At 71.9% G+C, this 21839-nt stretch carries 18 protein-coding genes, 1 tRNA gene and 1 pseudogene; 9 read left to right on the top strand and 11 right to left on the bottom strand.

All coding sequences use genetic code 11. The features are described from left to right. Both rlmB and ABD207_RS13685 read left to right on the top strand, forming a co-directional pair. Positions 1-755, top strand: a 755-nt coding sequence (rlmB, locus tag ABD207_RS13690) for a 23S rRNA (guanosine(2251)-2'-O)-methyltransferase RlmB (protein WP_344012858.1), incomplete at its 5' end; no start/stop codon positions are given. Between the two features lie 171 nt (positions 756-926). Next, the gene (locus tag ABD207_RS13685) at positions 927-2624 is read left to right on the top strand and encodes a DoxX family protein (RefSeq protein WP_344012857.1); all 1698 of its coding nucleotides are present in this window, start codon (positions 927-929) and stop codon (positions 2622-2624) included. A gap of 129 nt (positions 2625-2753) precedes the next feature. On the opposite strand, the gene ABD207_RS13680 is transcribed toward ABD207_RS13685, so the two are convergent. The 3 genes from ABD207_RS13680 to ABD207_RS13670 all read right to left on the bottom strand — a co-directional run bounded on the left by ABD207_RS13680 (position 2754) and on the right by ABD207_RS13670 (position 5320). Next, positions 2754-3485 (bottom strand): nucleotidyltransferase family protein, encoded by a 732-nt coding sequence (locus tag ABD207_RS13680; RefSeq protein ID WP_344012855.1) that lies wholly within the window; start codon positions 3483-3485, stop codon positions 2754-2756. Between the two features lie 72 nt (positions 3486-3557). Beyond that, positions 3558-4013, bottom strand: a complete 456-nt coding sequence (locus tag ABD207_RS13675; RefSeq protein ID WP_344012853.1) for a hypothetical protein — start codon at positions 4011-4013, stop codon at positions 3558-3560. A 218-nt stretch (positions 4014-4231) separates the two neighbouring features. Beyond that, positions 4232-5320 carry an ABC transporter ATP-binding protein gene (locus tag ABD207_RS13670; RefSeq protein WP_344012851.1) on the bottom strand — a complete coding sequence of 363 codons (1089 nt, stop codon included), beginning with the start codon at positions 5318-5320 and terminating at the stop codon, positions 4232-4234. 270 nt (positions 5321-5590) lie between these two features. Here ABD207_RS13670 and ABD207_RS13665 point away from each other — a divergent pair. The 3 genes from ABD207_RS13665 to ABD207_RS13655 all read left to right on the top strand — a co-directional run bounded on the left by ABD207_RS13665 (position 5591) and on the right by ABD207_RS13655 (position 9001). After that, positions 5591-5664: transfer RNA gene (locus ABD207_RS13665), tRNA-Thr, on the top strand. Between the two features lie 209 nt (positions 5665-5873). Next, positions 5874-7484, top strand: coding sequence for an alpha/beta hydrolase (locus ABD207_RS13660; RefSeq protein WP_344012850.1), 1611 nt, complete (start codon positions 5874-5876; stop codon positions 7482-7484). Positions 7485-7597: 113 nt separating this feature from the next. Continuing rightward, complete coding sequence (locus tag ABD207_RS13655; RefSeq protein ID WP_344012849.1) at positions 7598-9001, top strand: NAD(P)/FAD-dependent oxidoreductase; 1404 nt, start codon at positions 7598-7600, stop codon at positions 8999-9001. A gap of 105 nt (positions 9002-9106) precedes the next feature. Here ABD207_RS13655 and ABD207_RS13650 read toward each other — a convergent pair whose 3' ends face one another. The 4 genes from ABD207_RS13650 to ABD207_RS13630 form a co-directional block, all read right to left on the bottom strand. Further along, positions 9107-10081 carry a zinc-binding dehydrogenase gene (locus ABD207_RS13650; RefSeq protein ID WP_344012848.1) on the bottom strand — a complete coding sequence of 325 codons (975 nt, stop codon included), beginning with the start codon at positions 10079-10081 and terminating at the stop codon, positions 9107-9109. An 84-nt stretch (positions 10082-10165) separates the two neighbouring features. Beyond that, a complete protein-coding gene (locus ABD207_RS13645) occupies positions 10166-11326 on the bottom strand; it encodes an FAD-dependent oxidoreductase (RefSeq protein WP_344012847.1) in 1161 nt (386 codons plus the stop codon). Between the two features lie 970 nt (positions 11327-12296). Continuing rightward, positions 12297-13508 carry a helix-turn-helix domain-containing protein gene (locus tag ABD207_RS13635; protein ID WP_344012843.1) on the bottom strand — a complete coding sequence of 404 codons (1212 nt, stop codon included), beginning with the start codon at positions 13506-13508 and terminating at the stop codon, positions 12297-12299. A 136-nt stretch (positions 13509-13644) separates the two neighbouring features. Next, positions 13645-14145, bottom strand: coding sequence for a hypothetical protein (locus tag ABD207_RS13630; RefSeq protein ID WP_344012841.1), 501 nt, complete (start codon positions 14143-14145; stop codon positions 13645-13647). Between the two features lie 118 nt (positions 14146-14263). Here ABD207_RS13630 and ABD207_RS13625 point away from each other — a divergent pair, with 118 nt between their 5' ends. Next, positions 14264-15673, top strand: a complete 1410-nt coding sequence (locus ABD207_RS13625; protein ID WP_344012839.1) for a M1 family metallopeptidase — start codon at positions 14264-14266, stop codon at positions 15671-15673. Between the two features lie 209 nt (positions 15674-15882). Here the strand turns inward: ABD207_RS13625 and ABD207_RS13620 are convergent, their stop codons facing one another. Further along, positions 15883-16443: an XRE family transcriptional regulator gene (locus ABD207_RS13620; RefSeq protein ID WP_344012837.1), complete on the bottom strand. Its 561-nt coding sequence runs from the start codon at positions 16441-16443 to the stop codon at positions 15883-15885. A gap of 289 nt (positions 16444-16732) precedes the next feature. On the opposite strand from ABD207_RS13620, the gene ABD207_RS13615 reads away from it, so the two are divergent. Next, positions 16733-16966, top strand: coding sequence for a hypothetical protein (locus ABD207_RS13615; protein WP_344012836.1), 234 nt, complete (start codon positions 16733-16735; stop codon positions 16964-16966). Between the two features lie 368 nt (positions 16967-17334). Here ABD207_RS13615 and ABD207_RS13610 read toward each other — a convergent pair whose 3' ends face one another. Continuing rightward, positions 17335-17910, bottom strand: coding sequence for a TerD family protein (locus ABD207_RS13610; RefSeq protein WP_344012835.1), 576 nt, complete (start codon positions 17908-17910; stop codon positions 17335-17337). Positions 17911-18055: 145 nt separating this feature from the next. On the opposite strand from ABD207_RS13610, the gene arfB reads away from it, so the two are divergent. Next, positions 18056-18532, top strand: coding sequence for an alternative ribosome rescue aminoacyl-tRNA hydrolase ArfB (arfB, locus tag ABD207_RS13605; protein ID WP_425580712.1), 477 nt, complete (start codon positions 18056-18058; stop codon positions 18530-18532). A gap of 122 nt (positions 18533-18654) precedes the next feature. On the opposite strand, the pseudogene ABD207_RS13600 reads toward arfB, so the two are convergent. Together ABD207_RS13600 and ABD207_RS13595 are read right to left on the bottom strand one after the other, a co-directional pair. Continuing rightward, positions 18655-19127 (bottom strand): annotated as a pseudogene (locus ABD207_RS13600) (GNAT family N-acetyltransferase). A 77-nt stretch (positions 19128-19204) separates the two neighbouring features. Then, complete coding sequence (locus tag ABD207_RS13595) at positions 19205-19789, bottom strand: flavin reductase family protein (RefSeq protein ID WP_344012832.1); 585 nt, start codon at positions 19787-19789, stop codon at positions 19205-19207. A 351-nt stretch (positions 19790-20140) separates the two neighbouring features. On the opposite strand from ABD207_RS13595, the gene cdgB reads away from it, so the two are divergent. After that, positions 20141-21829 (top strand): diguanylate cyclase CdgB, encoded by a 1689-nt coding sequence (gene cdgB / locus ABD207_RS13590; RefSeq protein WP_344012830.1) that lies wholly within the window; start codon positions 20141-20143, stop codon positions 21827-21829. Positions 21830-21839 lie beyond the last annotated feature (10 nt).

The raw sequence follows: 21839 nt of genomic DNA, 5'->3' as shown, positions 1-21839 counted from the left end.
GCGGCGGCCGCTCCGCCGCCGAACTCGTCGTCGGGCGCAACCCGGTCGTCGAGGCGCTGCGCGAGGGCGTGCCCGCCACCACGCTCTACGTCCAGCAGTTCATCGACAACGACGAGCGGGTCCGTGAGGCGCTGCAGCTCGCGGGCGAGCGCGGCAACGTCAACCTGATGGAGGCGCCGCGGCCCGAGCTGGACCGGATGACCAACGGGCTCAACCACCAGGGCCTGGTCCTGCAGGTGCCGCCGTACGAGTACGCGCACCCCGAGGACCTGGTGGCGAACGCCCACGACGAGGGCGAGGACCCGCTGATCGTCGCCCTCGACGGGGTCACCGACCCGCGCAACCTGGGTGCCGTGGTGCGCTCGGTGTCCGCCTTCGGCGGCCACGGGGTCGTGGTGCCCGAGCGGCGTGCCGCCGGGATGACCGCCGGTGCCTGGAAGACCTCCGCCGGTACGGCGGCCCGGACGCCGGTGGCCCGCGCCACCAATCTGACGCGCGCTCTGGAGGCGTACAAGAAGGCCGGGATCATGGTCGTCGGTCTGGCCGCCGACGGGGAGTCCGAGATCGGTGAGCTCGACGCGCTGGAAGGGCCCGTGGTGATCGTCGTGGGCAGCGAGGGCAAGGGGCTGTCCCGGCTGGTCGGGGAGACCTGCGACTTCCGGGTGCGCATCCCGATGCCGGGCGGCGCCGAGTCGCTCAACGCCGGTGTGGCCGCGGGCATCGTGCTGTACGAGGCGGCCCGCCGCCGCGGCTGAACGGGGCCGTCCACGGCCGGTCCACACGTCGAACGGGGCCGTCCGCACCTCGTGCGGGTGTTCGTCGATATCACCCACATGGTGGATTCCGGGAGATCCGGGCAGGCTTGACGCGGCCCGGACACTTCCGGCGGTTCGAGGCAGTGTCCTAACGCCGCATCACTCGGTTAGATGAGTGTGGACACCAGAACACCCCGCACACCCACGGGGGACCGCTCGTCGGGACTCGACGACGCTCCCGCGCTGAGCATGGTGAAGGTGCCGAGCGATCCGGCGCAGATCATCGTCAATCACGCCAGCTTCCGCGTGCAGCTGGGCGCTTCCTCGAGGCGGGCGGCCTCGCCCCGGATCGCACGGTATGCGAGCGCCGTTCAGGGCACCGCCCGCGTCCCGGTCGTCACCACGATGGGCGCCCCGGGCCGGACCGCCCCGCGCCGCCGGCCCGTCGTCTGGAGCGGCCGTTCGGCCCCCGACGACACCGACGCCCACCGACTCCTCCAGGCCGTGCGGCAGGGCGGCGTCCGGCACTCCGACGAGCCGCAGCACGCCGACTCCGGGGCCACCCAGGTCATCCCCCGCGTCGGCACCGGTCACCAGGGCTACGGCTACGACGAGAACCCGGCCGAACGCACCCTCGAGACCCCGGTCATCGGCGCCCAGCGCACCCAGGACAGCCCGCTGCTGCCGCCCATGCGCACCGTCGGCAGCGCCTACGACGAACCCGCCTACGCCGGCCCCGGCTTCGAGAACACCGGCGCCCACGACACCTACGACACCGGCGCCCACGACTACGACGACCAGCAGGAGACCGGCGAGGAGGACACCGGCCGGCGCTCCCGCCGCCACGGCGACGACCCGGCGCGGCACGCCTACTACCCCGGCCGCCGGATGAACCTCGGCGTCGTCCTGCTCCCGCTGCGGGTCGTTCTCGGCTTCGTCGCCGTCTACGCCGGCATGGGCAAGCTCTGCGACCCGCACTACTTCGACGGCGAGCGCGGCTCCCTGGTGACCTGGCTGAACAGCCTCCACCCCTGGGAGATCGCCGCACCCCTGCACCAGTTCGCCCTCCACCACCCCATCGGCACCGGCCTCGGTGTCGCCTTCCTGCAGATCGCCGTCGGCGTGCTGACCGTCCTCGGCTGCTGGCAGCGCGTCGCCGCCGCCCTCGGCGTGCTGCTGTCCGCCGGGCTGCTGGTCGCCGTCAGCTGGAAGAGCAGCCCCGTCTACGACACCACCGACATCCTCTTCCTCGCCGCCTGGTCCCCGCTGGTCGTCGCAGGCGCCCCCGTCTACTCGGTCGACGGCCGCCTCGCCGGCAGTGCCTGGCGGCGCCTCGGTCCCCGCGCGGACATCTGGGACCTGCGCCGCTATGTGCTGCGCCGCGGCGCCCTGATCACCGCCCTGGTGTGCGGGGTGAGCCTGCTGACCGGGGCGATCCTCGGCGGCGCCGTCCGCGACGCCGACCGGGTGGTCGTCCCCGGACCCGGCGAGTCCCCGCGCAACGAACTGCCCGGCTCCCCGCTGCCGAAGGAGCCCGGCGAGCGCAAGAAGCGCACCCCGTCCGCCTCCACCTCGCCCTCCCGGGGCGGCGCCACCTCCGGCGCGACCAGCCCGTCCGCGGGGGCCGGCACCCCCCAGGCTCCCCGGAACACCGGCGGTGCCGTCACCGGCGCCCCCAGCCAGACCCAGGGCAGCGCCGGGCAGGCCCCGCCGCAGCAGTCCTCCCCGGCGGGCCAGGCGCCGAGCACCGGCTCGGGCGGCCCCACCTCCAGCGGCGGCACGGGCTCCGGCGGCACGGGCACCCCGAGCGGCGGCAGCGAGGGCTCCGACGAGGACCGCCCGGGCCTCGTGGGCGGCCTGCTCGGGTAGAGGCCAGTAACGCGATACGACAGTGGGGTCCCGCACGGAAGCGTTCCGTGCGGGACCCCACTCGTCTGTGTGCCGGGACGGGCAGCCCCTGTGCCGGGACGGCGCGTCAGCTCCGTGTGCCGGGGCGGCTCAGCGGCCCTGGGCGGCCAGTTCCTTCGCCGCCTCCGTCAGGTCCTTCGCCGTGTCGATGGCCCGCCAGTAGGAGCCCTGCGGGATGGGGAAGCCGGCCAGCCGGCGCTCACGGGCCAGACGCGGGAAGGTGGTCCGCTCGTGGTCGCCGCGCTCCGGGAGCAGATCGGCGAAACCGGGGGAGAAGACGTAGACACCCGCGTTGATCTCGAACGTCGACGGCGGGGCCTCGATGAAGTCGGTGATGTGACCGAAGCCGTCGGTCTGCACCGCGCCCCACGGCAGCCGGGGGCGGGCCAGGGCGAGGGTGGCGAGGGCGTCCCGCTCGGTGTGGAAGTCCGCCATGTCGCGCAGCGAGAAGCGGGTCCAGATGTCGCCGTTGGTGGCGTACCAGGGGCGGTCCGGGTCGGGCAGATGCGCGGCGGCGTACTTCAGACCGCCGCCGCGGCCGAGGGGCTCGGTCTCGACCACGGTGGTGACGGAGACGGGCAGTTCGGTGGTCTCCAGCCACTTCTGCAGGACCTCGGCGAGGTGCCCGCAGGAGACCACGACGTCCGTGACGCCCTCCTCGGCCAGCCAGGACAGCTGATGGCCGATGATCGGCGTCCCCGTGCCGGGGATCTCGACCATCGGCTTGGGCCGGTCGTCGGTGTACGGGCGCAGGCGGGAGCCCTGGCCGCCGGCGAGGACGACGGCCTGAGTGGGGCGGGACGCGGCACTCGGATCGGTCATGCCCGCACCATACGCGGCGACCCCGGCCCGCTCGGGGCCGGGCCGGGCGTCCTTCGCCTCCGGGAGCGCCGGTCAGTGGTGCGCCGCGAGCACCCCCGAGGCGAAGGCCGTGTCGCACACCGGGCGGGCGTACGACTGGGCCTTCGTGGGCCCGTACACCCGCACCGCGGCCCTGCCGAGGGCGCGGGCGATCGAGGCGCAGTGCCGTGCCAGCGACGGGCGGTCGTCGACGGCCTGCTGCAGGTGTGTGAGCGCCACGCCCGGGTCCTTCTCCTGCAGTTCGACCAGCAGCTTGTCGCGGAGCACCTCCTGCGGGGCCCGCGCGGCGGCCCTCGGGGAGCTGCCGGACGCGGCGGTGTCCGCGGCGGTGAGCACCGGGCTCTGCGAGTCGCCGGACCAGTTGACTCGCGCGACCGCGAGAGTCCCGGAGAGCACCAGGACGACGGGCAGGACGAGGGCGAGGGTGCGGCCGACCCGGCGGGCGGGGCCCCGGCCGCGTCGCGTCTGAGGGGTAGTGGAGTGCTTCACGCGAGTGAGGGTAGCGTCAAGTGATGATTTGGAGACATTCTGTCACCGGTACGGGGGATGTAGAAGGGCGGATCTGTGGGTAGCGGGTTGACGCACGCCGCTCGAAATGTCCGGTGTGCCGGGGTATTTATCGACAACGCCGCAGCCCTCGACGGCGACGCCGAAGGGCCCCGCGGCGGTGCCGCGGGGCCCTTCGGTTCCGTTCTTGCGCCGGGGCGTCAGTCGGACAGACGCTCGCCGGTGGAGGTCGAGAACACGTGGGTCTCGCCGGAGCGCGGCACGACGTGCAGCTGGCTGCCCTTCTCCGGGACGTCACGGCCGCTGACGCGGACCACCAGGTCCTTGGAGTCGGCGCCCAGCTTCGCGGTGCCGTAGACGTAGGCGTCGGCGCCGAGTTCCTCGACGACGTTCACGGTGATGGCGAGGCCCTGGTCCGACTCGGCGCTCGCCACGTCGAAGTGCTCGGGGCGCACACCCACGGTGACGGTCTTGTCGGTGGTGGCGGACAGGGCGTCACGGTCCACCGGGACCACCGAGTTGCCGAACTTCACACCGCCGTCGGTGATCGGCACCTCGACCAGGTTCATCGCCGGGGAGCCGATGAAGCCGGCCACGAACAGGTTCGCCGGCCTGTCGTACATGTTGCGCGGGGTGTCGACCTGCTGGAGCACACCGTCCTTGAGGACCGCCACGCGGTCGCCCATCGTCATGGCCTCGACCTGGTCGTGGGTGACGTAGACGGTGGTGATGCCGAGCCGGCGCTGCAGGCTGGCGATCTGGGTGCGCGTCGACACACGCAGCTTGGCGTCCAGGTTGGACAGCGGCTCGTCCATGAGGAACACCTGCGGCTCACGCACGATCGCGCGGCCCATCGCCACACGCTGACGCTGACCACCGGAGAGCGCCTTCGGCTTGCGGTCCAGGTACTCGGTGAGGTCGAGGATCTTCGCGGCCTCCTCGACCTTCTTGCGGATCTCCGCCTTGTTCACGCCGGCGATCTTCAGGGCGAAGCCCATGTTGTCGGCGACGGTCATGTGCGGGTAGAGCGCGTAGTTCTGGAACACCATGGCGATGTCCCGGTCCTTCGGCGGAAGGTGCGTGACGTCGCGGTCACCGATGCGGATGGCGCCGGCGTTCACGTCCTCGAGTCCCGCGAGCATCCGGAGCGAGGTGGACTTGCCGCAGCCGGACGGTCCGACCAGAACGAGGAACTCCCCGTCCGCGATCTCGATGTCGAGTGCGTCGACGGCGGGCTTGTCGGAACCCGGGTAGATCCGGGTCGCCTTGTCGAACGTAACAGTGGCCATGGTGATGGGCCCCCTTCTACCGGCAGGAACGTGCCGGACGATCCGAGTAGGAAGGTGGTGCCACGACGGGTGTTCCGCAGTGGTGGTCCGCGTATTCCGTTGTGGTTCCGTGTGTGGCGTAGTCCACGAGAGTGAACTGGCACAGGACGGTACCTGGCGTTGACCTGGTTGTCAGTACTCCCATGGCGGTGATTTCCCGGCCCGGAAGTGCGTGGCTCGGCGAAACCGGCTCTGTGTACAGTGGACCAGCCCGCGCGCGACGCGCGCGATGCCTCCTTAGCTCAGCTGGCTAGAGCAACGCACTTGTAATGCGTAGGTCGTCGGTTCGAGTCCGACAGGGGGCTCTGTGCACACCCCAGGTCAGCATGGTTTGACCTGGGGTTTTTGCGTGTATCTGCGGCGGCGCACCGGTCGGGCGGCGGGCACGGGGCCCGCGCCGGGTACCACGTTCGGCCGTCCACCGGGTGCGGGCGGCAATCCACCCATATGAGGTGAAGGGGGCTGCCGGCGTCCGGCACCGCGGGGGCGACACGTTGCCACGAAGGGATTCCTGATGCCTGGGCAGATATCGAGACGACGAAGCAGGCTGGCCTGGTGTGCGGCCCTGGTGCTGCCGTGTGCGCTGTTCACCCCGGCCGCGGCCGCACCGCAGGCCGTGCACGGAGGCGCCGCCGGGGCATCGGCCCTGGACTGGCGGCCGTGCGAGGACCCGGCGCAGCGGGGATTCGAGTGCGCGACGTTCGACGTCCCCCTCGACCACAGCCGTCCGGCGGGTGACACCATCCAGCTCGCCGTGATCCGGCACAAGGCCACGAACCCGTCCGCACGCACCGGCTCCCTGTTCTTCAACCCCGGTGGCCCGGGCGGCTCCGGCACGGTCTCGCTGCCCCAGTGGTACGAGAGGTTCTTCCCGGCCGAGCTGCGCGAGCGGTTCGACGTCGTCAGCTGGGACCCCCGCGGTGTCGGCCGGAGCACGGCGGTCCGCTGCTTCGCCGACGCGGAGGAGGCCACGGCGTGGTGGGACCGGCAGCCGGCGGGCTTCCCGGTGGGGGAGAAGGAACGAAAGGCGTGGTTCGCCGGGCGGGCGGAACTGGCCGAGGGCTGCCGGAAGCGGGCCTCGAAGCTGATGCCGTACGTGTCCACCGCCGACACCGCCCGTGATCTGGACCGGCTGCGTGAGGCCGTGGGGGACCGGCAGCTGAGCTACTGGGGGGTCTCGTACGGCACGTTCCTGGGTGCCGTGTACGCCAACCTCTTCCCCGGCAAGGTGGGCGGGCTGCTCCTGGACGGCAACGTCGACCCCCGCGGTTACGCGGACGGCGCGATGGACAGCGAGCCCTCGCAGACCACCTCCCTGCGCATGGGCTCGGACCTCGGGTCCGCCGACACCGTGGGGAAGTTCCTCGAGCTGTGCGGTCAGGCCCCGGTGTCGCAGTGCGCCTTCTCCGCGGGCAGCGCCGAGGCCACCCGCGCCAAGTTCGCCGCACTGATGCGGCGGCTCCCCGGCGAACCGGTGGGCAAGTGGACCTACGGCAGGACCGTGGAGGCACTGAGGTCCTACCTCTACTTCGTGCACCCGGGATGGACCGGCGCTGCCGAGATGCTGCAGCAGCTGTGGCAGGGAAGCGCGCCCCCGCTGCCCCCGCCGAGCCCGAACTACCCGGGATTCGAGCAGGAGGCGGCCGTCGTCTGCTCCGAGAGCCCCAACCCCCGCAGGCTCAGCCGCTACGCCGAGCTGGACGCGTTCAGTGCCGAGCGGGCCGGGGACCTCGGGCACCGCTGGGTGTGGGACTACGAGTGGTGCGCGCAGTGGCCGGCCACGGCCGCACACCGCTACACCGGCCCGTGGAACCGCCCCACCGCCCACCCGGTCCTGGTCGTCAACCCCACCTACGACCCGTCGACCTCCTACCAGGCCGCCCAAGCCATGACCGGGGCACTGGCCGACGCGCGCCTGCTGACCCTTGACGGCTACGGTCACACCGCCCTGCTCAACCCCAGCACCTGTGTGAACCGGTACGCGGTGCGCTACTTCACCACGGGCGCCCTGCCGCCCGCCGGGGCCTCCTGCCGGCAGGACACCCCGCCCTTCGCCCCCGCCCGGCCGACGGGCGGGATCGCGACGGGCGGCGGCGGACTCGCCAAGGCCCGCGGCACTCGCTGACCGCCCCCGGCCGGCGCGGCTCTGGTCATGATCCGCGCCGGCCCGGCCGGTGGGCATCCGGCTGCGGATTCCGCAGGAGACAGCGCGCGCCGGCAGGGGTTAACGTCCCGGCCATGAGCAGCATGACCAGCGGTGTTGTGAATGGCGGCGTCTCCTTCTGGTTCGCGGACGACGGGCTTCCGGTGACCCGGACGCCGCTCGTGGGGGACGCGGTGGCGGACGTGGCGATCGTGGGCGGCGGCTACACCGGGCTGTGGACGGCGTACTACCTGAAGAAGGCGATCCCCTTCCTGCGGGTCACCGTGCTGGAGCGGAAGTTCTGCGGGTACGGCGCCTCGGGGCGCAACGGCGGCTGGTTGTACAACGGGATCGCGGGCCGGGACCGGTATGCGCGGCTGCACGGGCACGAGGCGGCGGTGCGGCTGCAGCAGGCGATGAACGCGACCGTGGACGAGGTGATCCGGGTCGCCGGGGCGGAGGGCATCGACGCCGGCATCCATCGCGGCGGGGTGCTGGAAGTGGCGCGTACGCCCGCGCAGCTGGCGCGGCTGAAGGCGTTCCACGAGCGGGAGCTGGCGTTCGGGGAGCAGGACCGGGAGCTGTACGGGGCCGAGGAGACGGCCCGTCGGGTGCGGGTCGCGGACGCGGTGGGGTCCTCGTGGACGCCGCACGGGGCCCGGCTGCATCCGGTGCGGCTGGTGAAGGGCCTGGCGGCGACGGTGGAGAAGCTGGGCGTGACCATCCACGAGTCGACACCGGTGACGGAGATCCGCCCGAAGCATGCGGTGACGCCGTACGGGACGGTGCGGGCCTCGTACGTGCTGCGCTGCACGGAGGGCTTCACGGCGGGGCTGAAGGGCCAGCGGCGGACCTGGCTGCCGATGAACTCCTCGATGGTGGTGACCGAGCCGCTGAGCCAGGAGCAGTGGGAGGCGCTCGGCTGGGCGGGCCGGGAGACGCTGGGCGACATGGCGCACGCGTACATGTACGCGCAGCGCACCCCGGACGGGCGGATCGCGCTGGGCGGGCGCGGTGTGCCGTACCGCTTCGGTTCGCGCACGGACAACGACGGCTCGACCCAGCCGGAGACGGTCGAGGCGCTGCGCGAGGTGCTGGTCTCCTTCTTCCCGTCGCTGGCCGGGGTGCGCATCGAACACGCCTGGTCGGGGGTGCTGGGGGTGCCGCGCGACTGGTGCGCGTCGGTGACGCTGGACCGGTCCTCGGGGCTCGGCTGGGCGGGCGGTTACGTCGGCTCGGGTGTGGCCACGGCGAATCTGGCGGCGCGGACGCTGTGCGATCTGGTGGCGCTGGACTCCGGGCAGGGCGGGCGCACGGAGCTGACGGATCTGCCGTGGGTGGGGCACAAGGTGCGCCGCTGGGAGCCGGAGCCGCTGCGCTGGCTGGGGGTGCGCGGCATGTACGCGGCGTACCGGGCGGCGGACCGGCGGGAGCAGGCGACGTACGCGGCCGAGTCGTCGCGGCTGGCGCGGTGGGCGGACAAGGTGGCGGGGCGGTAGCCGGAGGGGACGTCCCGCTTCCGGCATGTCCGCCCCGTCCCCCGTCTTCCCGGTCACGGCTCCGGTGAGGCCTTCCCCGTCACGGTTCCGATACGACCTTCCCCGTCACGGCTCCAGTACGACCTTCCCCGTCGTCGCCCTGCTCTCCAGCGCCCGGTGGGCCTCGGCCGCGTCGGCGAGGGGGAAGCGGTGGACGGCGGGGGTGAGGCGGCCGGCGCCGGCCTGCTCGAGGGCGCGGAGTTCGAGGGTGCGCACGGGGTTGGGGCCGCCCGCCCGGCGCATCATCTCCGCGCCGAGGACGTTGGTGGAGACGCCCTCGACCAGGTAGGGGCTGTCGGCGCCGAGGCCCTGGGAGGTCCAGCCGAAGACGATGTGCCGCCCGCCGGGTGCGAGCAGGCCGACGGCGGTGCGGGCGACGTCGCCGCCGACGCCGTCGTAGACGATCGTCACCTTGCCCTGGTACGGCGCCAGCTGCTCGGCCCAGTCGGCGGCGCGGTAGTCGACGGCGAGGTCGGCGCCGCCCGCCGTGACGCGGGCGGTCTTGGCGGGGCCGCCGGCGAGGCCGATGACGGTGGCCCCGGCGTTCTTGGCGTACTGGACCAGGAGGGTGCCGATGCCGCCGGCCGCGGCGGGGACCAGGACCACGTCACCGGGGCCGGGTTCGGCGAACTGCACGATGCCCATGGCCGTGCGGCCGGTGCCGATCATGGCGACGGCCTCGGCGAAGTCCAGGCGCTCGGGGAACTCGTGGAGGCGTTCGGCGTCGGTGACGGCGAGCTCCGCGTAGCCGCCGGGGACGAAGCCGAGGTGGGCGACGACGCGCCGCCCCAGCCAGTGCTCGGGCGTGCCCTCACCGAGCGCGTCGACGGTGCCGGCCACCTCGCGGCCGGGGATGGTCGGCAGCTCGATCGGTGCGGGGGCGGGACCCTGGTGCCCCTCCCGCAGTGCGGTGTCCAGGAGGTGGACGCCCGCGGCCCGTACCGCGATACGGACCTGGCCGGGGCCCGGCCGGGGATCCTCGACCTCCTCGTAGGTCAGGTTCTCGGCCGGGCCGAAGGCGTGCAGGCGGATGGCGTGCATGAGCTCCCCCTAGGTGCGGTGCGCGGTGCTGCCGCACCCGGTGAGTGCGGTGCCGCCGCGCTGTGACGACCCCACTGTTCAACCTCAAGCACGCTTGAGGTCAAGCGCGTGCCGGCCGAGGGCCAGGGAGACCGCGGTCAGGGCGCTGTTGAAGGAGACCTCGGAGAGCAGGCCGGGGGCGGCGACCTGGTCGCCGACGAGGTAGACGCCGTCGCCGCGGTCGACGGCGGGCCGGTCGCGCCAGCAGGTGCCGGGCAGGTCGACGGCGCCGGTGCGGCCGTTGGCCACGGCCTGCTGCCGCCAGGTGACCCGCTCGCGCCAGCCGGGGAAGCCCAGGTCCAGCAGTTCCTCGGCGCGCCGGACGCCGTCGGCCTTGGTCTCGTCGGGGCCGATGGGGATCTGGCCCTGGATCAGCTGCTCGCCGGCCGGGGCGAGGGTGCGGTCCTGGGCGGTGAAGCGTTCGATCCAGCCCGGCGCGTCCAGGTCGGACACGGCGAACGCGTCGCCGCGCCGGGTGCGCACGGCGAGGTCGACCAGGGTGGTACGGCCGCTCGCCCAGGTCAGTGCGGGGTCGTCCAGGAGCCGGCGGGCGGAGGCCAGGGAGGTGGCGACGATGACCGGGGTGTCGGTGGGCAGGGTGTCGACGCGGGACAGGGTCTCTATCCGGACGCCCAGGTTCCAGGCGCGGGCGGCCATGCGGTCGATGATCCCGCCCCAGCCGCCGCGCGGGTACTGCGCCTCGGGCGGCAGCTTGGTGGCGCGGCGCAGCCGCTCCTGCACGAAGGCGGCGGACAGGGAGCCGGGGTCGTGGTGGAAGAGGGCGACCGCGGAGAAGTGGGCGGCGGCCCGTGCGGCCTCCTCGCCGGCGATGCGCGTGGCCCAGGTGAGGAAGTCGGTGTCGATCGGGGCCTCGGCGCCGCTGCGACGCAGCAGCTTCAGCATGGCGAAGGGCGGTGTGCGGCGCAGCACGCCCCGGTGGCGCAGGCGCAGCCGGGCCGCCTCCAGCGGCGGGAGCGGGGCGAGGGGGCCGAGCAGGTCGCGCTTCTTCAGCCAGGCCCAGTGCGGCCCGCCGTTGTAGAGGGCGTGCGGTCCCTCGTTGGTGCGGTAAGGGCCCTCGGCGGTGCGGGCCCGGCCGCCGAGGGTGTGGTGGGCCTCGTGGATGGTGACCTTGGCGCCCGACTCGGCGGCGGTGATGGCCGCGGTCAGTCCGGCGAAGCCGCCGCCGATGACGGTGATGCGGTGCATGGCTGGGGTCTCCCTTGCTCACAGTCGCCTGATGATGTGTCCACCAGCTACGACCGGACGGGGCCCCCGGAATGTGACATCGTCGCGTTGTCGCAGGTCAGAGGGGGGTGGTGAGAGCGTGGGGGGGACGAGGAGAAGAGGGACGGGCGGTCCGGGGCGCAAGGGTAACCGTGTCCCGAGATGCGGCTGCCCGCGCCGGCGCCGTTCGAGGGGGTGGGCTGGCGCCGGACGGGGACTACGACGGGCTGGAGCTCCGGGAGGCGGTCATCACCGGGCAGGACGGGGCCGGTGCGCGGTTCCTGGACTGCGCGTTGACCGGGCGGGAGCCTGCCCTGACCGTACAGACGCAGTGCTCGCCTGGGTAGATGCACATGAACCCCGACCGTGCACCACTGAAGGCACATGAACGGGGCCGATCCGGTTCGCTGGACTGAATCGCTCGCCGTCGCTCAGCGGACCGGAGTCTCACCACCTGATCACCGGCACATCGGGGCCGTTCGTGCAGTCGGGGCACGACAGCATCCCCGTCTTCCGGCATTCGGAGCAGCCACCGAAGCCGCAGCACGCTGGGCACCACACCGTTCGGTGTCCGGCACAGCGCCCGCACACCACCGATACGTCGTGAAGCCACTCCAGTACCGATGGCGGTCGGGGCGGGTCGTATGGGCGGCGCCCAGTGCGCGGCTTCGGACGCTCCGGGGCTGTGGTCATCAGTGCCCGTCCGGGTGTCGCGACAGGAGGACATTGCAGTCTGTGATGGTCGTCTGATCACTGCTCGCTCGCGCCCAGTCACGTACCTTGGCAAGCTCCGCGCAGCTCGCGCACCCTTCAACCGGCGTGGGCTCCGACTTCGGCTCAGATAAGGGAAGTTCGACCGGCTCAGTGCTGTATCTCGTCGGCTCAGTCATGGGGAGATCGTGCCGACCGGGCGACGCACCCGACAGGGATGCAACGTCCTACTTTCGCCGCCTTAGCCAGCGACTCCAAGGAACTCGACGATCTTCCGCAGCCCTGGCGGGTGCGACGGTCCGGCCCACAGATCGCGCGCTATGGCGACGGCAAGGGTGTGGTGCCGCATCCATCCGGGGGCGATCTGCCGCAGCTTCTCAAGGGCCTTCACGGCGCCCTCAGCGTTCCCTAGATCGGCGTGTGCGCGTGCCACGTCCAGCAGCAGCCACGTGCGCCACGAAAGCGGGGTGTCCGCGCTCAGGCGCATACCCTTCGCCAGTGCTAGAGCCTCTTCGGGGCGCGCATGCTGGACGGCGAGCCGCACTCGCTCAATGCGCACCGATGACCGGTTGAAGACGGAGACCATCTTTCCGTCAGCGGGTGGCGGCAGCGTGGCGAGCCGGCGGGTGGCGTCTTCCGCTGCGGTCATCATGTCCGACGCCTTCGAGTAGTCGCCGGAACGGGCGGCAGAGGTGGCAGCGGACATGATCAGTCCGCCCCAGACCCGCAGCCCTTCGGCCGACTTGCTGTGTTCCTTCTCCACCCCGTCCGCGGCGTACACGGCTAGGCGCTCAGCGTCGTCAAGCCGGTTCTGTCGCTGATAGTTCCAAGCCACGGAGTTGCTGACCATGGCAGGCAAGAGCGGGTCGGACGAGTCCGTGGCGGCCTGCATGGCACGTTCAAGGGCGCTCAAGGCAAGATCAGTCTTGCCTGAACGGATGGCAAGGTGACCGGCCAGTTGCAGTGCCTTCCCCAGCGCGGCATGTCCCGCTGCCTTCTCGTCTGCGTTCCCCACAGCGGCAGCGAAGCGAGCATCCGCGATGATGCCCGGCAGCACTTCCATGAGGCGACCGAACTCGGCGTTGTGGTACAGCGTCCAGCCCTCGGCGATCTCGCGTCGCAGCAGGGGCACAGTCAGCCGCTCAGCGCCGTTGGGCTCCTGCGGCGGGGCGAAGAGCGGCGGCATGATCGCTCGTCGGACGGCAACGAGTTGAGGCGGGTCCACGTCACCGGTCGACGGCACGCCGGGTGGGTCACCGAGAAGGGCGGTCAGCTCGACACCTAAGCCACGAGACAGGGCGTGCAGCGTCGGCAGTCGTGCGCTGTGCTTGCGCTTCTGCTCAAGCTTCCGGATCACGTCCACTGACACTCCGGAGTGCTCCGCCAACCCTTCCTGCGTCAAGTCGGAGAGTCGGCGCAAGCGCGCCAGCCGGTCGCCCAGGTGCTCAGCCATGCCGCCAGCGTACGGCCGGGGATGGTCCTGTGGCAGCGGTCCGCAAACGCCAGAAGCCCCATAGGCGACTCATGGCAATCCCCCCGCGCAGGATCAGCAAGGAGGGGTGGTCGGGGGACCCGCAGGCACGGGCGGGTCAGTCGACGCGGGGGTAGCGGGCCTGGAGGGTCCAGATCGCCGGGTTCTCGCCGAGGTCCTCGTGCAGGTCGATCAGGTCGGCGATGAGATCGTGCAGGAAGTCGCGGGCCTCGCGGCGCAGTTCGGCGTGGGAGAAGGTCAGCGGCGGCTCGGAGGCGGGCAGCCACTCCGCCTCGATGTCCACCCAGCCGAAGCGCCGCTCGAACAGCAGCCGGTCGGCCGACTCGGTGAAGTCCAGCTCCGCGCGCTGCGGGCGGGCGGCGCGGGAGCCGGCCGGGTCCCGGTCGACGCGCTCCACGATGTCGCACAGCGCCCAGGCGAAGTCCAGCACCGGCACCCATCCCCAGGCTGTGGAGATCTCCCGGTCCGACTCGGTGTCGGCGAGGTAGACGTCCCCGCAGAACAGGTCGTGGCGCAGGGCACGGACGTCCGCGCGGCGGTAGTCGGTCTGCGGGGGGTCGGGGAAGCGGTTGGAGAGGGCGTAGCCGATGTCGAGCACGCAGGTGATGGTGTCATGCCGCCGCCGCGCCGCCGGACGGGCGGGCCCCGCGGCAGCCGCTTCCGGACACCCCCTGAGGTACCGGTTCATCCGGCCTTGCGGCTCCTAGGATCACGGAGTGCGTGCTCACCGGTCCCTGATCGCCGTGCTGGCCCTGATCGCCGTGCTGGCCCTGCTCGCCGGGTGCGGAGGCGGCGTGGACGGCACCCCCGGCGCCTCCGGGCTGCGCGACCCGTACTTCCCCGAGGCCGGCAACGGCGGGTACGACGTCATGCACTACGACCTCCGCCTGGACTACGAGCCCCGCACCCGGCATCTCACCGGCACCGCGACCCTCACCGCCCGCGCCACCCGGAGGCTCTCCTCGCTCAACCTCGACCTGAAGGGCCTGGAGGTGGAGCGCGTCACCGTGGGCGGGGCCGAGGCCCGCTGGAACCGGGCGGGGCAGGAGCTGACCGTGCGCCCCGCCGAGGAGCTGCGGCAGAACCGCACCTTCCGGCTGACGGTCCGTTACTCCGGCACCCCGCGCACCCTCACCGACCCGGACGGCTCCGAGGAGGGCTGGCTGCGCACCGCGGACGGGGCGCTGGCGCTGGGGGAGCCCGTGGGCTCCATGGCGTGGTTCCCCGGCAACCACCACCCCTCGGACAAGGCCACCTACACCATCTCCGTGACCGTGCCGCAGGGGCTGCGGGCGGTGTCCAACGGGGAGCCGGCCGGGCAGCGCACCAGAGGCGGCCGTACGACCTGGAGGTGGCGGACCGCCGAGCCGATGGCGAGCTACCTCGCCACCGTCGCGATCGGCCGGTACGACATCGCCCGCGGCCGGACACCCGACGGGGTGCCGCTGCTCACGGTGGTCGATCCGAAGGTGGCCGAGGCGAGCCGGGAGGTCCTGGCCGAGCTGCCCCGCGTACTGGACTGGGCGCAGCGCCGGTTCGGGCGGTATCCGTTCTCCTCGGCGGGCGTGATCGTCGAGCGGGCGGAGGACTCGGGCTATGCCCTGGAGACCCAGACCCGCCCCGTCTTCCCCGGCGCCCCGGACACCGGGCTGCTGGTGCACGAGCTGGCGCACCAGTGGTACGGCAACTCCGTCACCCCGAAGTCCTGGCGGGACATGTGGCTGAACGAGGGATTCGCCACCTACGCGGAGTGGCTGTGGCGGGAGGAGCACGGCGGGGAGACCGCCCAGCAGACCTTCGACGCGCTCTACGAGGGCGAGTACTTCCCGGACGCGGAGTCCGGCGAGGCGCTGTGGTCCTTCCCGCCCGCCGAGCCGCCCGACGCGGCGCACATCTCGGACGTGCCGGTCTACTGGCGCGGCGCGATGGTGCTGCACAAGATCCGGCAGACGGTGGGCGACGCCGGCTTCTCCGCCCTGATCCGCGGCTGGGCCCGGACCCGCCGCCACGGCAACGCGGACACCGCGGACTTCATCGCCTTCGTGGAACGCCGCTTCCCGGAGCGGGACTTCGGCACGATCTGGTCCGACTGGCTGTACGGCGACGGCAAGCCGCCGCGTCCATGAGACCGCGCCCTCGGGACCGCGCCCGTGCGACCGGGCCCCTGGGACTGTGCCCGTGCGACCGGGCCCCTGGGACTGTGCCCGTGGGGCCGGGCCGTTGGGACCGCGCCCGCGAGCCGGGGCCCTTGGAACTTGGCCCCTGAGACCGCACACATCCGCCAAAGCCCCCGGCCGCAGGGGGCGGATTCCAGGGTGCTTCGGTCTGTGGTGGGTCAGCGGGCCGGTGCGGCCCTGTCCCACAGTTCCTCGGCGTGCTCGGCGTAGCGGTCGAACATGCCGTGTTCGTCGCGCTTGCGCAGGTGGAGCATCGGCGAGTCATGGCCCACGAGCCGGGCCAGGTGGGTGCACACCAGCGCGTCATGATCGAACCGGAAGACGCTCAGACCGACATGGTTGGCGGCGTCCTCCTCGGCGCTGTAGCGCACCTCCAGGCCCTCACGGGCCGTGACCTTGGCCAGGTTGTCCTGGGCGATCCTGATACGCGTAGACACGCTCAGGGGGGTGTCCTCCACAGCTTCTCGGGCGCGAGTCGTCTCCGACTCGGGGTTCCCGAGAAGGAACCGCACCCTGACGCCCTGGTCCAGCTTGCGCTGAATGGTCAGATGGAAGTGCGGCTGCTCCAGAAAGATGAAGTAGTTCGTATAGCCGGCGAACAAGATCTCTTGCTTCGCCTGCTCCACAAGCTCGGCCCACACCGCCTTCGGGCAGGCCGACCTGTACGGGTAGACGGAGACGATCTCTCTGTCCGGCCCCGCCTTCACTGCGGTCTTCACCGCCCTGGGCCACAGCATCTCTTCCGGTACCCCCAGGTACTCGCTCGCGTCCGTCCGTGTTCGGGCGTGGGGAACGCGATCAGCGTCAGTGATCCATCGTTCCACCGTTTCCTTGGCCACTCCCAAGTGTCGTGCGAGCTGTCCAGGACGTACGTCCTTCTCGGCCATAGCACGTCGTAATGCCGCGTTCAACGTCGCCTCTCCCTGACGTTTCTGACACTTGGAACGTAGCGCGGAAGTGCTCCGTGTGTCCCCTGTATGCCCACAGATACGTCCTTTGCGCCGCCGCATGATCAAGGCCGTGGAAAGCAGTCGGGGAGAGGTGGCAAGCGTGGCGACTCTCAAGCCCAGGATGACGCTTCAGGTCATCCGCGTGAATCGCGCGGGGCGTGTGCTGTCCAAGAGCGGCGTACGCGAGTTCTACGACGGGAGCGAGGACGGCACGGCGACGACGTCGCCGGTGTCGGTCGTGAAGGGCGGCTTCCCGCCCTGTCAGTGCCCGCACTGCCGGAGGTTCCGTTGACTGCCTCCGCCAAGGATCAGCAGGCGCTGTCAGCCGAGTGCACGCTTGGCCGGCGGCCCGAGTATGCGGCCGCGCATGACATGTGCCGCAGGACCGAGGACGTTCCCTTGCCGCACTCCAAAGGCATCCTCCTGGTGGAGAGTTGCACGTGCCGGTGCCATCGGGCCCGGACACAGGACGCCCACCCCGGCGGACCAGGTACCCGCGCGGCAACGGCTGCCGCCCCTGCCGGGGTGGGTCGATGAAGCTGCCGGGGTGGGCGATGAAGCCCCCTGAGTGACCGGGCGGCCGGGGGCTTCGGGCAGCGCGCGTCCTGACGGCGCACGTCAGCGTGCGTATGTCAGACGTGCGCTGTCAGACATGCCTTGTCAGACGTTCACGCCGAAGTCCTGGGCGATGCCGGCCAGGCCCGAGGCGTAGCCCTGGCCGACGGCGCGGAACTTCCACTCGGCGCCGTTGCGGTAGAGCTCGCCGAAGATCATGGCGGTCTCGGTGGCCGCGTCCTCCGACAGGTCGTAGCGGGCGATCTCGGTGCCGCCGGCCTGGTTGACGATGCGGATGTAGGCGTTGCGGACCTGGCCGAAGTTCTGGCCGCGGTTCTCGGCGTCGTAGATGGAGACCGGGAAGACGACCTTCTCGACATCGGCCGGGAAGGCGGCGAGGTTGACGTTGATCGCCTCGTCGTCGCCGGCGCCCTCGCCGCTGCGGTTGTCACCGGTGTGGACGATGCTGTTGTCCGGGGTCTGCTTGTTGTTGAAGAAGACGAAGTGGGCGTCGGAGTAGACCTTGCCCTGCGGGTTGACCGCGATCGCCGACGCGTCGAGGTCGAAGTCCGTGCCGGTGGTGGTGCGGACGTCCCAGCCGAGGCCCACGGTGACAGCGGTCAGGCCCGGTGCCTCCTTGGTGAGCGAGACGTTGCCACCCTTGGACAGGCTTACAGCCATTGTTGGGAGTTCCTTCCCTCGTGTGCGTACGGCGAGAAAGCTACAGCTACCCCCTTGAACGCGGGCAGGCGTTCACGCGGTTCCCGCTCCTTTACTTTCTTTACCTACGAAATTCGGGTGACGTGCCCCGTTCACTGGCGCAACCATGGAGGGCATGTCCGGTCCCTCTCGCAGGTCCGGGGGTCTGGCGCCCCGGCATCTGACCATCCGCGGCTCCGTCTCGCTGCCCGAGGCGGAGCTGATGTGGCGTTTCTCGCGTTCGTCCGGGCCCGGGGGACAGCATGTGAACACCAGCGACTCTCAGGTGGAGCTGCGCTTCGACCTGGCCCGCACCGAGGCGCTGCCCGAGGTGTGGAAGCGGCGTGCGCTGCAGCGGCTGGCCGGGCGGCTGACCGACGGCGTGGTCACCGTCCGGGCCTCCGAGCACCGTTCGCAGTGGCGCAACCGGGAGGCCGCCGCCGTGCGCCTCGCGGCGCTGCTCGCCGAGGCCACCGCACCCCCGCCCAAGCCCCGCAAACCCACCCGCGTCCCGCGCGGGATCAACGAACGCCGGCTGCGGGAGAAGAAGCACCGCTCCGAGACCAAGCGGGGCCGGGGCCGCTCCCTGCGCGACTGGAGCTGACCCGCACGGCCGGAGCGGCCGGAGCCGGCCCACAGCACGGGAGCGGGCAGCCAAGGGCGTGAGCACGGGAGCCGGCCCACAGCACGGGAGCCGGCCGCGAGAGCCGTGGCCGCCCGGCGCGCTCAGCGCACCCGCAGCACCCCCACCGTCTCCCCCTCCACGACCTCGCCGTTGGGCCGGAAGCCGAGGCGCAGGTAGAAGTTCTCCGGCCCGTGCTCCCCGGGGTGCCAGGTCACATACAGCTCCCCGGTGCCGCGGCGGCGCAGTTCGGCGGCGACCGACTCCACGGCGAACCGGCCGTACCCCTTGCCCTGCTCCCCGGCCGCGATGTTCAGCCGCCACAGGCCCGAGCGGAAGCAGCTGCCGTCCTCGAACCAGTCGACGCCGAAGAGGCCATCAGGAAGCCGACGGCACGCTCGCCGTCCATGATCAGGCGGGGCCGGGCGACACCGGGGTGGACATACGCCTCGGCGAGGGACTTCACCACCGGGGCCACCGCGAACTCCTGCTCCGGCCGGACGCGTATGCCGAGCGCGGCGTCCAGATTCTCTGCGGTGATCTCTTCGAGGCGGGGCGCCGTCGTGGTCGTCGTCACGGCGGCAGGGTAAACGCCGCGGAACCATCCGGGAACAGGGCTTTCGCCCGCGCGCACAGGAATGAGCCGCGGCCCGCTCAGCCCAACTTCCGGTAGCGGCCCCGGAAATACGTCAGCGGGCCGCCCTCGGCGCTCGGCACCTCCGCCGCCAGCACCCGGCCGATCACCAGCGTGTGGTCCCCCGCGGTGACCCGCTGCTCGGTGCGGCACTCCAGGGTCGCCAGGGCGCCGCCCACCAGCGGGGCGCCGCTGTACCGGCCCCGCACATGGTCGAGGTCCGCGAAGAGCAGGCGGTCGCTGACGCGGCCCTTCATCGCGAAGCGGCCCGCGATGTGCCGCTGGTTCTCGGACAGGACGGAGACCGCCCACAGCGGCTGCTCCTCGAGCAGCTCGTCCATCCGCGACCCCTCGCGCAGCGAGACCAGCACCAGCGGCGGGTCCAGCGACACCGACATGAAGGCGGTCGCCGTCATGCCGACGTCCTCGCCCGCCGGCGCCCGCGGGTCGTCCGGGTCCAGCGGCGGCTCCACGGCGGTCACCAGGACCACCCCGGAGGCCAGCCGGGACATCGCGGCACGGAACTCGTCGTTGCTCACCCCCTCAGCATGCCGGGCGGCGGGCGGAGCGGTGATCGCGGACTGCGGTGAGGGAGTGTCGGGCACGCCGGAAACGCTAGTCTCCGCTCCATGGCCGATGCATCGGACCCCGGTCCGAGCGAAGACCTAGGACCAGCGGCCGAGCAGCAGGGCCGGACCGCGCCGCACACCGGCCGCGGGACCGGCACGGGCCGTGCACAATCGCCACACAATCCGCCCTCGGGAAGCCTCGGGGAACCACGCACGAACCTGACAAATGTCCACGCTCCGCTGTGACTTGAGTCACAAGAGGGAGGAATTGTTGACCCTGTGTACCGAGTGGGCAGCGCGCTGTGATTCAGTGGCGGGGAAGCCTGCCAGGACGATACGCCGATGAGCACCCTTGATTCGCCACGAGGTCTCGGGGGGAGGGCGAGCATGGAGACCGAGTCGGAACCCTATGTCCGTCTTGCGTCCCTGCGACAACTGCACCAGGTCATGGCCGACATGAACACGGCCCGCAGCCTGGCGGACACGTTGCAGACCGTCGCCGACGGCGCCGTGAACGCCCTCGGGTACGAGCTTGCCTGCGTCAACCTCGTACGCCCCGACGGCGATCTCGTGGTCGCCGCCTTCTCCGGCAACCCCGCCGCCGAGGCGCTCATCACCGGCCGCGTCGGCTCCCGCGCGTCCTGGGAGCGCCGCCTGTCCATGGGCGAACGCTGGGGCGACCTAGTGTTCATACCCCACACCGAGGGCTGGGTCCTCGACGACGACGACGTCCCGCAGTGGTACACCGACGGTCCCATGCCCCGCTTCGAGGACGAGTGGCATCCCTCCGACCGTCTCTTCGCCCCGATGTACGCGCCCGGCCCGCAGGGCGCCGGCGGCTCCGGCGAGCTCATCGGCGTGCTCTCCGTGGACCGCCCGCGCAACGGCCGCAGGCCCGGCGCCTGGGGCCGCGAGGCCCTGCAGATGTACGCCTTCCAGGCCGCCATCGCGATCAGCAACGCGCGTCTGCGTGCGAACATGCAGCGCGCCCTGGTCCGGCTGGAGCGCGAGCAGCAGGCCCTGCGCGCCAGCGAGGAGTCCTTCCGGCAGGCCTTCGAGTACGCACCCTCCGGCATGGCCATCGCCGAGATGGGCGGCGAGCAGCACGGGCGGATCCTGCGCACCAACGACGCGCTGTGCCGGCTGCTGGGCCGCCCCGCCTCCGCGATGCGGCGCTACTCCTTCTCCGACCTCGTCCACCCCGAGGACATAGGCACCCTGCTGCGCACCTCCGCCGAGGGCGGCCGCGCCGAGCTGCGCCTCGGCCGCCGCGACGGCACCTACGTCTGGGTCTCGCTGCGCAACTCCGTCGTCGCCGACGCCGCCGACGGGCCCCGCTTCCTGCTCACCCACGTCGAGGACATCGAGGAACGCAAACGCCGCGAGCTGCAGCTCGCCCACCGCGCCTCCCACGACTCGCTCACCGGCCTTCCGAACTCCGCCGAGCTGCGCGCCCGGCTCTCCGCGCGGCTGTGCAGCCAGCGCCCGCAGCCGACGCTGCCCGCCGCGGTCGGCGCCGCCATGGACCCCTACGAGTCCTTCGACTCCGCGGACGCCGCGTACGGCCCGCCCGACTTCGACCGGGGTCACGACTTCGACTTCCCGCCCGGGGCCGACGAGTACCAGGGCTACGACCACCATGTGCACACCGTCGCCCCCGGCGACCGCGACGACGGCGCCAAGGGCCTCGCGGTGCTCTTCTGCGACCTCGACGGCTTCAAGTCGATCAACGACCGGTTCGGGCACAACGCGGGTGACGCGGTGCTCATCGAGGTCGCCCGCCGGCTCAGCAACGGCGTGCGGGACGGCGACACCGTGGCCCGGCTCGGCGGCGACGAGTTCGTGATCCTCGCCGACGGGCTCGGCCGGGCCGACGCCCAGGACCTCGCGGTGCGGCTGCGCAACGAGATCATCCAGCCCATCAGGGCCGAGGGCCGGGCCGTCCGGGTGGGCGCCAGCTTCGGCATCGGGTGGGCGCACTGCGGCATGACGGCGGACGAGGTGCTGAAATCCGCCGACGAACGGATGTACGTCGAGAAACGATCTCGTCCCAAACAGCACCGGCGTGCGGGATGAACCGCAGGTC

It is taken from the genome of Streptomyces thermospinosisporus (assembly GCF_039526425.1).
Lineage (GTDB): Bacteria > Actinomycetota > Actinomycetes > Streptomycetales > Streptomycetaceae > Streptomyces > Streptomyces thermocarboxydovorans.
This window is presented reverse-complemented; position numbering and strand designations above follow the sequence as displayed.